Origin of the sequence: Colwellia sp. 12G3, assembly GCF_002836775.1 — a bacterium.
GTDB lineage: Bacteria > Pseudomonadota > Gammaproteobacteria > Enterobacterales > Alteromonadaceae > Colwellia.
In genome coordinates, this window is record NZ_PJAQ01000028.1 from 73,822 (window position 1) to 86,895 (window position 13,074).

At 39.5% G+C, this 13,074-nt stretch carries 7 protein-coding genes; 1 reads left to right on the top strand and 6 read right to left on the bottom strand.

Annotated elements, in window-relative coordinates; all coding sequences use genetic code 11:
• Window positions 1–28: 28 nt before the first annotated feature.
• Window positions 29–1,189 carry a saccharopine dehydrogenase family protein gene (locus tag CXF71_RS08260; protein WP_101232487.1) on the bottom strand — a complete coding sequence of 387 codons (1,161 nt, stop codon included), beginning with the start codon at window positions 1,187–1,189 and terminating at the stop codon, window positions 29–31.
• Window positions 1,190–1,240: 51 nt separating this feature from the next.
• Window positions 1,241–2,338, bottom strand: coding sequence for a saccharopine dehydrogenase (locus CXF71_RS08265; RefSeq protein ID WP_101232488.1), 1,098 nt, complete (start codon window positions 2,336–2,338; stop codon window positions 1,241–1,243).
• 672 nt (window positions 2,339–3,010) lie between these two features.
• Between CXF71_RS08265 and CXF71_RS08270 the strand changes: the two genes are divergently transcribed.
• The gene (locus CXF71_RS08270) at window positions 3,011–3,202 is read left to right on the top strand and encodes an alanine:cation symporter family protein (RefSeq protein ID WP_442871926.1); all 192 of its coding nucleotides are present in this window, start codon (window positions 3,011–3,013) and stop codon (window positions 3,200–3,202) included.
• A 47-nt stretch (window positions 3,203–3,249) separates the two neighbouring features.
• On the opposite strand, the gene CXF71_RS08275 is transcribed toward CXF71_RS08270, so the two are convergent.
• The 4 genes from CXF71_RS08275 to CXF71_RS08290 form a co-directional block, all read right to left on the bottom strand.
• Window positions 3,250–4,209 (bottom strand): DMT family transporter, encoded by a 960-nt coding sequence (locus CXF71_RS08275; RefSeq protein WP_101232490.1) that lies wholly within the window; start codon window positions 4,207–4,209, stop codon window positions 3,250–3,252.
• A gap of 179 nt (window positions 4,210–4,388) precedes the next feature.
• On the bottom strand, window positions 4,389–5,222 hold the full coding sequence (locus tag CXF71_RS08280) for a phytanoyl-CoA dioxygenase family protein (RefSeq protein ID WP_101232491.1): 834 nt from the start codon (window positions 5,220–5,222) through the stop codon (window positions 4,389–4,391).
• A 324-nt stretch (window positions 5,223–5,546) separates the two neighbouring features.
• Window positions 5,547–9,833 (bottom strand): alpha-1,6-glucosidase domain-containing protein, encoded by a 4,287-nt coding sequence (locus tag CXF71_RS08285; RefSeq protein WP_101232492.1) that lies wholly within the window; start codon window positions 9,831–9,833, stop codon window positions 5,547–5,549.
• Between the two features lie 209 nt (window positions 9,834–10,042).
• Window positions 10,043–13,066, bottom strand: coding sequence for a TonB-dependent receptor (locus tag CXF71_RS08290; protein WP_101232493.1), 3,024 nt, complete (start codon window positions 13,064–13,066; stop codon window positions 10,043–10,045).
• Window positions 13,067–13,074 lie beyond the last annotated feature (8 nt).

Consider the following 13,074-nt stretch of genomic DNA (forward strand, 5'->3'; position numbering starts at 1 on the left):
ATTACTATCTAATCGCCGTATGTTTATTCTATTTAGCTACATGATTATGATGACCAATAGTCTCACCATGAGCTGTTAGCGCCGATAACCATTTATCAATTTGTTCAGGCTTGTCCGGTGCAGCACTAACACCTGCCGGCATTTCGTTATTCAATACTGACTCAATCGCTAAACTTACCGGTAACGATACTAAACGAGCCATTGCTTGCCCTTGCGCGTTTCCTTGGCTATCTAGATTATAACTTTGATGCCAAACAACCTTGCCTGCTTGGCGAACTTCAAGCTCTACACACATCACTACGCGATCAGCTTCGTTTTCGTCATACAGGTACTTTTGCTCAAGCTCTTGACTAATTTCAAGTAAACGCGCTTCGCCACTACTGCCTTCTAACGTCGCTATTTCGTCAAATAATGGCTGCCACGCTGTAGACCAGCCATTTAAGCGCAAGGTTCCACGCACAAACTCTTGTACATCCCAATCATCTTGAAAATTATACTGTTTGATGAAAGGCAGTGAATCTCTGTTTGGGTACGCTTGAAAAATTTCATTATGATCAGCTAACTTCGCTTGGTATTCGCTTAATGCTTCCCAAGGTGCATTTGACGTTTTAACCATGCCATCTGCTTGCCATTGAGCCTTTGAACGCAATGCTTTTAATACACCTAAAGGTGACCAGCTAAATTTATATTTAAAATCATTAGCAACTTTAGGGAAACCACCACAATACGAACGGAAGTAATGTTGGTTTTCAGCTGAAAACTCAGCACTATTTTGATAACTATCAACCAGTAAATGCGCTAATAAATGATCAATACCTGGGTCTAAACCCACTTCATTAACAAAACACAGATTTAAGGCTTTTGCTTGTGCATCTAATTCAGCCATTTCGGGTGCGATATAACTACTCGAAACAAAGTGAGCTGCATGCTTCAAACAAAACTGCGCCACGGTTATGTGCAAGGTTGCTGGCAGCATAGACACCAGTACATCGCCTTTTTGAACGGTATCAGCTAACGCATCCCAATCTAACTGACGAATATCAACCACTACATCTTCATTTTTCAGTGCTTGCTCGGCTTTTGCCAAGCTACGATTCCAAACAATAAGAGGTGTGTCTTTTTTTGCTAATTCGATAATACCCGGGGCTGCCGATAGTCCGGCGCCTAGCCAATGTATAGTATTTTTCATGTTCATCCTTTATAGATTGATATACCAATTGAACTAATTAAGTGATCATTTTCAAATGGTATAAGTTTTGCTCATAAACAGAGCGAGTGCTGTAGGCCAAACGCCTTGAGATTTATCATCAAGCGTTAATAAATGTGTTAAGAGTTGTTCGCCATAATCTTCACTACTCTCTTTAGGTAAAAGTGAAGGCAGGTGATCAATCGCAATAAGGTCAAGCACCTTAGAGTGATCAATACGTAAACATGGCGCTTTGAATGTCGTACATTGCTGATAAATGGGTAATGGGTTGTAGCTTCCGTAAGGATCACAACTCACATCAACAATCACAGAGAGTTTTCTATCTTCTTGGCTAAGTAATTCACTGGTGATAAATGGCGGTAAGTCTTGATTAATTAACACACAATTAATCAAGATATCAGCTTGGTTAATCTCAACAAACGGACCACCCTTTTTAGTTTCTGCCATGTCCCATTCAAGCACTTCAAGACAAAGCGCTTTAGCTAAATCTGCCGCACCTTTACCACTGCGCCCTTTCGCCCCAATCACTAATAACTTGGGTTTACTTTTAGGGGGGGGGGCATTTTCAGCGTTAGTGATGGCCTTGCTTATCGCCAGTTCAAGAACATCAAGTAGTTGCTGCTTGTCTTGATAAGATGAAATATCAGCAAGTGGTGGATCAATACTTAATTGTTGATTGGCCCACGCTAATACCGACAAAGCCCCACCAGCAAAACCAGCCCAATAACCAAAAGCGGCAATTCTTCTTTGCTGGGTGTCTACTAAATACTCTAAGTCAAACAACTCGCCACCACCGCGTTTAAAGCGTGACAATAGCGCTTGCCATCCTGCTTGATCTTTATAAGCGTGGGCAAAATAAATGTGTTGATGAATAAGGGGAAAGTTATCTTCAGGTAATTCTTTTAAGCCCAAGATAATGGCCTCTTTAGGCGCCTCAACCCAACTGCCTTGAGGCACTAAATCAACATCAACTTGTCGATATAATTCTTGGTTAAAAATGTTTTGAGATGAACATTCAACCGTGACTTTAAACCCAGCCTCAATTAATTTTTTCGCCCCCTTAGGAGTAAGTGCGGTTCGTTGCTCATCAGGTTTGGTTTCAGCTCTAAGCCAAATATGTGCCTTATTCATAATATAAATTTTCTGTTAGTAATACCCATCCCACTAAGTTATTGCCCACTTGTGCTGGTTAAAGTAATCCAAGGCGGCGTTGCTCTCAATCCCAATAGCGAGCTATTGGTCAATCAAGCGCCTACCCTGAATTATTTTTACTACGCATAACAAGATCACAAACTTAATGGAACAGCTATAAGTTAAAAAGAGACGTTAATTAGGCATAGAAAACATAATAAAGTGGTGAGTTTTGGTTTATTCATTCTGTAATTAAACTCCCCATGGCAATGTTACTTATCAGTAACCAGCCAAATTTTTAGATGTTTCATGGATATTTATTAGTCAGTTGAACTTATACTATAATCATAATTATAGTAATTACAATATTTATCATACAAATAGACTTATTATTTATCATACAAATAAGATTAATTACAAATATCTTAACAAACAGCCTTATTCTCAACGGTGAAATAAAACAACAAAAAAACAGGTATAGATATAAAAATCAGTTACTTAACCATTTGACTATATCTATCTTTGGTGGTTTTAATGGTTAAAAAAATTAAAGGGACTATGGAGTTGTGACTGAGGTTGGGGTATCGAACAGTAATATAGCGGTAGTAGCGTCAGTATTTAGTGCCTTTATCACAAAACTGAAAAATGATGAACGCCTTGGTTTTTATTATAATGGGTAGCGTAGCCAATATAGGGGCAAGTGCTGCACCTAATCCAAATCATCCCACTTCACCGGGATTCATTCAAATATTTGGCGTTTTTGTCGATAGTTTGGTTATTTGTAATGCCACTGCAGCGATAATTCTGCTCGCGGGTGATACGGGTAAGTCTGTCGATGGAATTGGTATAACGTCATTGTATTAATTAGCGACTATTACCCATGCGTAATAGTCGCTATATTGCTAAAAACGTTACTTATCGACAGGTGCCGCCATTTGATCTAATGGCTGTATTTTAATTTTTCTTCTACCACCGAGTTCAGAATAAAGCATACCCCCAATGATTAACCCTGCACCAAACCAGCCATTAACACCAAGATGTTCGCCTAATATGAAGAATGCGGCAATATGAGCAAAGATAGGCTCTAATGCAAAAACAAGGGCTACTTTGTGTGGTTCAAGTAAACGTTGACTGGAGGTTTGTGCCCAATAGGCAAACGCGCTCGCTAAAATACCTGAGTAAAGTATTGCAGCCCAAACATCGGCATTTGAAAGTTGTTCAATAAACGGCGGATAGCTTTCGTTAATATTCGCCAATGCTTCATAACTTGCAGTCACAGTACTGTATAAAGCAACGGCTGCCAATTGAATAATACTTAACGAAATAACAGCAAATCGTCCACCATATCTTGCCATTAACGTAATGTGAGCGGCATAACAAACTGCGCTGATAGCGACGAGTACATCACCTTGGTTGAATTCCATTTTATCGCCCATGGTCAGAAAATATAACCCGATGGTGGCCGCGACAACACTCGCCCAAACTTCTATACCTACTTTCGTTTTAAAGAGTATAAAGCCGAAAATAGGGACTAAAGGAACACATAAACCCGTAATAAAACCGGTATTAGACACGCTGGTATAGATCATGCCTTGGGTTTGAAGAGCAAAACCTAAAAATAATAACAAGCCAAAACCAAAACCGACTTTAAGTAGTTCTGCTACGGTGTAATCTAATTCCGCTTTTTCTGGCTTTTTTTGTAAAAAATACAAAGGTAATAATGCTAATGCTGCAATACCAAAACGAAAAGCGTTGAAGGTATTAACCGGCATAATGTCAATGGCGCCATCAACCACAACAAAGCCGACGCCCCAAATAAGATTGACTAACACTAAAGCCCATAATGCGGAATTAGCCGTACGAATTGTCATTGATTTACCTTTTGTATTATTAGTTTTTGCGCATTATAACGTTACTCACTATTAACGCTATTAAAACAAGTCTTTTACGCCGAATTCAGGGCTTTAATAGTGTCTATGAAAAAATAAAGCGACGCTCCCTTTAGAGTGAGGGTAGCTTTACTTTTAGCTTTAGTTTTAGCTTTTAGATTTCAAACTTCAGATTTTGACTTTAAGTCGAGTGTGTTGATAAATAATCTTGGGTCGTCAATGTGATCTAACATTGCGCTATCGGGTAAACAATCAGGGTCGATATAATCAGAAAAATCGCCAGCTGAATCAAACACTAAAATGTCTAACGCTAATCTGTCCATACCGTATAAACCACGGTGGATCATATCAGCAGAAAAAACTAACAAATCACCCGCCGCTAACTTAATTTGTTTACCGGTAGAAAGGCTTTCGTTACTCAGTCTGCCCTTTTCTTCTTGGCGTACATTAAATTCTTCTTCACTGTCCCAGCGTTTATGTGTGCCGGGTACTAGCTCCATACCAAGTTCATCAAACAAAGGCACACGCAGGTGTAATACTTGGGTCTCATGAATCACTATTTTTTGCACGTCAACATCATGATCATACTGACAATCTCGGTGCCAAAAATCTTTAAGCTCAGGATTAATAGGATTAAAAAATAACTGGGTATTCATAAACGCAGGGTTATTTTTTATAACCGCATCGACAATAGCCATCATTTTTTTAGAGCTGATAAAGTTAAATAGCTTTACCCTATCGTCGCTGCCTAAGTACTCACTGCCGGTAATTAACGACGAGTTGAACGCGACCTCTTTATAAAACTCTGCATTGTCATGTTTCCATAAGGTATGAAATTTTAGGACAACTTCTCTAAGTGAGGCAATTTCAGCCGCATTAAAATACTCTCTAATAACAAAGTAACCTTGGTCTTCGTAATCATCATTCAACTTGTCACTATTTAACTGGTCACCATTCAACTTGCTACAGTTTAGTTCACCTAGATTGCTTACCATTACTACCCATTAACTCCACTTTTTCAATCTTAATAACAACAAAAAATGACACTTGCTTAGCTTTACAAAGCAGGTATTTACCGCCACTGAGGGCGTGCGCTTATTTTACCGCCCGCAACTATTCATGGCAACAACACAGCTATGTTTGATTATAAAAACATTGCACTAAATCAATAATTACATTGCTGTCAGTAAGCCAATAAATAATTTTTACCCATAAAAAAAGCTCTCTACCAAGTAGAGAGCTTTTTAATTTCGTTAAACGTCGTCTAACGCCGCTTAACAGTAAGGCTTTATTTAGATGATATTAACTTACAATCATCATTACGGTTTTTTACTGATATTTATCGTTGGTGCTGTCGGATCAGGCCCTGCAACGGTAACGATATACACACCATCATCTACAATAGTTACGCTCAAATTATCTTGCGAGTCTTGCACTAATGTTAATGTTGAGTCTAGGGTAACAACATTAGTCTCTGCTGGTGCACCTAAATTGAATGTAGACCAATCCCCTGAAGCTACTTTGAAACCATAATCACCCGCAGTTAGGTTTATCTCGACTGAATAACTACTTGAGCCATCATAACCAAGCACATCAACTTCACCCCAACCATTCATATCACCACGAATAAATACTGATGTAGCACCAAACATCTCAGCCGCATAAATACTTAATGTCGCTTCAGCTAAATTAGAAGCGTCAAATACAAAAGTATAGTCTCCGTCTACAGCAAAAGTCATATTGAAGTTATCATTACTACCCGATAACAATAATTGATTTTCACCTTCAGTGATTTCCATATCATCAGCTGGAGCGCCCATATTTACGGTACTCCAATCAGCAGAGGCTATTTTAAAGTTAGGTGTTGAAGCACTAATAGTTATAGTGGTTTGATATTTCCCATTACCAATGTAAGTAAGTTGATTATCTTCACTCCAACCATTCATATCACCACGAATAAATACCGGTGTGCCAACAAATGGCTCTTCGTTTTCTACCAACAAAGTAGGTGCGTTGGTATCAGAAGCATCAAGGGTAAAGAAGTAAGTCCCGTCAACGGCAATGGTGATACTTAAATTATCATTACTGCCCGGTAATAAACTAAAGCTTTGATCTTCTAATACTTCACCACCAGTTCCTGGTGCGCCTAAGTTAATGGTTGACCAATCACCTGATGCGATTTTAAAACCGTAAGTTCCGGCAGCAAGAGTAATCTTAGTTTGGTATATGCCATCTGCTTGGTAAGTTAAGCCGTCAATTTCACCCCAACCATTCATGTCACCACGAATAAATGGCACGTTATCACCATAAGGAACAACGTCAGGTGCGCCTGCAGTTGCATAAGCAGATAAACCTGTTGCTTGGCTTTCACCTTGTACTTTCACAAAAACAGCAGTTGTTAGTGCCGGAACCGTAAAGCTACCTTCACCTGTACCTTCCTCAAAGCTTGCGCTAGCAACGGTGCCATCAACTGAAGCAGCTAATAAAGGGTGTAAGGTAAAGCCACTTGCTGACGTAATAGTATGCGTGTGCTCACTATTACTACCATTTACCACAACCACTAGTGCGTCGTAATTTGGGTCAATATCAGTAAGATTTACACCATCATCAATACTCATCACAATCAAACCTTGGGTTTGATTTTTACCAATATTATGAAAACCAACGCGTTTAATAATATCTGTCGCAGTGGTTAATCTAAATAATGGGCTATTTGAACGAATCGATAAAAACTCATTAAACACATTCGATGCAAATAACATATCCGTCAGTGCAACAGTGCTTGATGAACTCGCTGCTAAAGAAACTAATTCAGACTCAGTTCGACCACCTTTATCTAGCGGTAAACCTTTATTCCAATTATTTAACTCAAAAGTGAAATCAACAACGTTATACCAATCACCCGCATCATAAGTATTTCTATCTAACGATTTAGAGCGAAGGAAATCACCACCCATTTGTAAAAATGGAATACCTTGTGACAATAATACGATTGATTGAGAAATGTTTTGTGCGCGAACACGTTCGCTGTTATTCATTTCAGGCTTTAATTTAAACTGTAAGTTATCCCATAAGGTTTCGTTATCATGCTTTGAAACATAGTTGATAATATCTGCAGGGTCTTTGGCATACATACCCGATGCGCTACCAAGTACGTCAGTACCCTTAAAGGTTTTCAATACATAGTCAGTTAACGTACCAGCCATACCAAATTTAACAATGTCTTGTTGCTCGAACGGATAATCTGAATCACTGTCGTTGTTAAATAACGTAGCATTACGAATACCGTCACGAAGTCGATCGTTATAGGTTGCTATTTCAGTGCCGGCCATATTTTCTTGGTCTGCACGTTCAAATCCGCGAGAATCTTTGTACCAACCTTCACCATAAAAATGATTATCAGGGTCAATCGCCTTAACAGCATCACGAGCAGCTAACATTTGCGTTTTAGAGCCTTGGCTCATAATGTCGAAACGGAATCCGTCGAATTGATATTGCTCAGTCCACTGTTTTAACGAGTCAACCATCAACTTGTCCATCATGCGATGCTCAAGCGCGGTATCACTACAACAGGTGCTATTTTGAACCGCACCCGTAATCTTATCTCGGCTGTGATAGTAACCTGGTACAAATTTATCAAGTACCGAGTTGTCCCATAAACCCGAAGAATTAGTATGGTTATAAACAACATCTAGAACCACACGTAAGCCAATATCATGTAATGATTTAATCATCGCGCGCATTTCTTTAATTCGGCTTACACCATCTGGATTTGAAGCATAAATACCATCAGGCACATTAAAATGTTTAGGATCATAACCCCAGTTAAAGCTATCGTGATCATTCATTGCTTCAGTAAGTAATGCTGCATCGTTTGAAAAAGGAGAATAACTTTCAAAAACAGCACGCAATGTTTGGTTATCAACACCTTGATAACAAGGCGGTGCTTTAAAGTTTACTTTACACAAGGCTAAGACAGTACTATCTAAATCGATAATATTGTCGGCATCTTCATCAATAGTCGCTATATCATTAGCAGGCAACATATGAAAATGCGTTAAACCGTTAGCAACTAACTTTTGTAAATGCTGCATTGGCGCAGAATCAATTTCAGTAAACGCTAAAAACTTACCTCTATTTTCAACGGTAGTACTTTCATCCAGCGCACTAAAATCACGAATATGTCCTTCATAAATCACTGCATCTTCATAATTTTCAATAGTAGAGACTAAGTGGCCATCCCAACCTTCAGGCTGTAAGTCTTCATCAGATAAATTAACAAACTGAGAATACTCACCATTGGTTGATAAACTTAACGAATAAGGGTCTGTGCTTTCAATTTCTTCAATGGCCTTATTTTGTGGATGATAAATCGTTAACGCTAAACGATAAAATTGGCGGTCAAGACTTGCATCCCCTTCATAACTCCAAATACCTGTCATTGAGTCTTCGGTCATATCATGGCTTGAAACCATGTTTTTGTTCGCGTCATAAATGTTTAGTTTAAGGTTTTGCGCAGTTGGTGACCACACCGAAACGTTAATGGCACCGTTGTTATAAACAACACCTAATGTTGCTTCATCAGCATCCATTTCGCCTTTGGTATAAAGCTCATCTAGCACTAAGTCTGCTTGAACATAAGTGGCAGCAACCGCTACGCCTTCTGCGTTATAGCCAACTAAAACCGATTGATTTTTAGTGATGGTTTTTGCTTCTTCAACAGTCCAACTAGCTGAAAATGCAGGCCAATCAGCAACTAAAGGCGCAGCCGCTTTTTGTTCATCGGTTAAATCAACTTCTGTTAATTCAACAACGGTTCCAGTGATAACGTCTACATTATCTTCACTAGCACCAATATTAGCTGTTGCTGAGTGGTGTAATTTTACCGAGGTTACCTGCTCAAAATTTACATTCCATGTAAAGGTATTGCTATCAATCCAATGCGCGGCAAAATCAGTTATCGCTAACGGTTGCTTACCCAATGAAACAACAGGGTATTCAAAAATAGACGCGACACCTGAAAAGGTAAAGTTCATGCGTTGGTATGTTTCATCATCTTGTAACAGTGGCATTTTAAAATCACCGCCACCAAATTCTTTGCCTGCGTCATCAGTACCTTTATGAATAATCATATGACCACATTCATTGTGATCTTCTTTAAGATTGACTAACCAATACGCACCGTATACCGGATCAACCCCGGTATGTGCTAAGCCATTATCCCAAGAAGGCGCTAACGAATCGTCAGCATAAGCGTCACACTCATCACTGTTCCAATTATGCATTTTGTAGTCGTTGTATTCACCGTCTGCACGGTTATAAAACAACAACGCCTGATTTTCGCCAGGAAAAATTACTGGTTTAGGTGCCGATGGGTCGATACCCACAACACAGCTTTCATTTAATGCATCTGGCACTGTTGGCACCGGACATTCAATAGGCTCTGGCGCAACACAACTTGTGCCCGCTGCATCCGAAACCATGGGCACATCACAACTAAGTAGTACTTCACCTGGTTCAGTAGACTCTGAGCCTCCACACGCCGAAAGTACAACTGATACAGATGCTAAGACTATAATTCTTAACACCGATTTTTGACTAAACATAACTTTTACTCCAAATATATAATTGGCGAGTTAATGCAGCAATTAGTACCAGATTTATTAACGGACTTTTCACCGAAATGAACTCCGCAATGAAAACGGGAATTATTAGATTGTTTTTATTTGAATAGTTAATTTTATTCATTTTCAATAACTCCTGACTCGTAAATTCTGACTAATAAATTCTGGTTAATAACTCACTCTAACTAGCGCTATAACGCGTAGGTCATACCTAAAAAGAATTGACGACCAAAGTACTGAATGGTGCCTGTTTGGCTTTGTACGCCAAAGTAACTTTTAGTCGGTTCGTCGGTTAAGTTGTTCACCTGAAAAACCATGCCTAAATTCTCAGTAACTTGATAAGAAGCCTGATAATCAATCACCAATTCGTCATCGTAATTAACGGTTTGTGCTTCTACAGCAACTTGCTCTGACACAAACTCATCTCTATAACGCGCACTGATACGTGTTTCAAAACCTTGATAGCTCCAAAAAAGCGTGGTTTGTAAAACATTTTCAGATAAGCCCGGCAATGAAATAGGTAAATCTTGTTGTCCTAATTGTGAAATTTGTTGGATCTCACTTTTGGTATGTGAGTAACTTGTCGTAAGTCCTAAGCCAGACCAGAAATCAGGTAAGAATGAAAAAACTTGGGTGTAACTCACTTCAAGCCCTTTTATATAACCGCCTTTATCATCGTTGAACGCCGTTTCAAAATTACCGTTACGAATTTCTAATGGCACGCCGCTTAATGGGTCAATATATTCGTCAGGTACGATTAAACCATTACCCTCAAAGTCATATTCACTGATGGTTTGCGTAACAATACCTGCCGATTCTATGTCTTTATAGAAAAGCGCAAAAACAAAGTTACCATCAGAATCGGTAAAGTATCGCTCATAAGAAAGGTCATATTGATTGGCATAAAACGGCTTTAAATTAGGACTGTTTTTAGCGTTACCACTGATTTCAGCATACGTACCACTGTCAGTTGTCACCGGGGCAATATTGACACTACTGTTGGAAGCTAATCGGTCAATATTAGGGCGGCTCATTACTTTAGCCGCAGCAAAACGTATTTGGTCATCTGGGGTTATATGAAAGTTTACATTCATTTGAGGCAAGTAATCCGTGTAAGTATTAGTGATAATACCCGGTGCATACTTTTGATTAACTAGCCCAGCGTCATCAGTAATAAACTGTGCGCCTAATTCAGAATTTGCTCGAACAATAACATTGCCATCTTCATCAACAGCATCTTGTCCGTAAGCATCTTTTACCGTAGTTTCACCAACATCTTGTAAAGAAGTTGACGCTTGCTTGGTTCTAACAACACGAACACCAAAGTTACCAGTTACCGGAACACTGCCAATTTCCATGTCAATATTTGCCATGACATAAGCCGCGAAAATATCTTCAAATACTTGACCACTTTCTTTCATGGTCCAAGCTGTATCCTTACCTAATGGATCACCATTGATAACGCCACTGGCAGTACTGCCCCACGTTTGAACGGGCTGAGGTACGCCTTCAGGAAACCAAGCATTAAGCACTTTATCTTGATCAAGCGACAAATAGCTTGGATAAGCAGAGAAATCGCCCTTCCAGTCAACGACTGTTGCCATATCGTCAGTGATTTTTAACGGCATTTCTTTTGAATTAAAACCACTGTCGCTACCAAATTCAAAAACTGAACGGTCGTTACTGTATTCTCTTTCTGAATAACGCGCACCAACCTCTACCGACGAGATGTAATCCGTATCAAGGGTGTACTCAAAATCAACACGAGCAGCAATAACTTCGTCTGAATTCACATAAGGATAAATACCGTATTTTGTTACCATGACTCGGTTTAAATCAGTTAACGCATCCGCTTGATTTAAACTAACATCAGGTAAATCTAAACCGTTTAATAAGTAGTTAATTGATACGTTATTATCAAACTCTGGTATTGCAGCATTCGCGTCATCAGCAACTAACGACCAAATTAAACCGTTTCTAAAATCACTTGTCGCAGATGAATACGATAAATCTACCGCCATATTAAAGTTGTCTGTGATTTGCCAATCAGCATTTAAGCCAAAACTTTGTACTTCATCAGAATCACTATTGTCATCATTAACAACTTCAACACGTGTTGAACTGTTAGAGGTTCTATTAAACGTACCGCCTACTACCGAGTTGTCGATAATAGTCGCATTGCCAATCGCCGCTTGGCTTCCATCAAATTTTACCCGATAACCACGGGCGAATTCTTCTGAATCAAACTTAGAATAAAAACTATCAAACTTGAGGGTGAAATTTTCAACGGGTTGCCATTCAAGAGTAGCAACAAAACCATCACGGGTTTCTTCACCACCTTTGTGTTGTAACTCAAACCCTTCACCAACATATTCTTTAGCGAGGTGAATACCCTCTTCTTTGGTTGGTCCATTGGTATCGTCAGCTAATCCGTCTACATCTCTTAATTTACTGTAGTTAAGGCCAACAAACTGTGTAGTTGCAGTGGGTTGAAATAAGCGCGCATATCCAAGTGCAACACCAAAGGTATCATCAGCAAATTTACCTTGGTATGAAACACTAAAACGATGGCCTGTTGAGGTAGCATCAGGAACATCACTGGCTAAATCGTTATACATACCACGGGCATTTACATTGAATGAATGCTGTTCTTCATTTTTCAACGGGCTGGCCGTTTTTAATTCAACTGTACCTGCCACGCCACCTTCAATAAGTGATACTTTTGGTGATTTAAATACTGAGGCTTGTGAAATCAGCTCTGAGGGGTATTGGTCAAATTCAACGCTCCGCTGACCGCTGGTTGATACTTGCTCGCGCCCATTTAATGTTGTCGATACAAAACCGCCTGACATACCACGAATATTAATTTCAGCAGCTTGCCCACCGGTTCTTACCGCAGAGATACCCGGTAAGCGCGTTAAAGCGTCAGCCATGGAAACGTCAGGTAGTGCCCCGAGATCATCAGCGGTTATTTGCTCTGATACCGTATCGGCAAAACGTTTCTGATTAATAGACTTAATCAGTGAACGTCTAAAACCAGTCACTTCAATCACTTCTACTGCATCAATCTCTTGTTCGGCATTGTTTTTTTCGACAACTTTATCTGGCTCTTGAGTGGCTTTCACCGCTTCTTGAGCATAAAGCCCGCCAGAAGACACCATAAAACCACAGGAAAGTAAGGCTATTGAAAGCTTACTCGGCTTGAATGTACGCATAAATTTTC

Excerpts from the sequence above, each read along its gene's own strand:
- CXF71_RS08275 (WP_101232490.1), bottom strand. The coding sequence starts at position 4,209 with ATGACAATTCGTACGGCTAATTCCGCATTATGGGCTTTAGTGTTAGTC.
- CXF71_RS08290 (WP_101232493.1), bottom strand. The coding sequence starts at position 13,066 with ATGCGTACATTCAAGCCGAGTAAGCTTTCAATAGCCTTACTTTCCTGT.
- CXF71_RS08280 (WP_101232491.1), bottom strand. The coding sequence starts at position 5,222 with ATGGTAAGCAATCTAGGTGAACTAAACTGTAGCAAGTTGAATGGTGAC.
- CXF71_RS08260 (WP_101232487.1), bottom strand. The coding sequence starts at position 1,189 with ATGAAAAATACTATACATTGGCTAGGCGCCGGACTATCGGCAGCCCCG.
- CXF71_RS08285 (WP_101232492.1), bottom strand. The coding sequence starts at position 9,833 with ATGTTTAGTCAAAAATCGGTGTTAAGAATTATAGTCTTAGCATCTGTA.
- CXF71_RS08265 (WP_101232488.1), bottom strand. The coding sequence starts at position 2,338 with ATGAATAAGGCACATATTTGGCTTAGAGCTGAAACCAAACCTGATGAG.
- CXF71_RS08270 (WP_442871926.1), top strand. The coding sequence starts at position 3,011 with ATGGGTAGCGTAGCCAATATAGGGGCAAGTGCTGCACCTAATCCAAAT.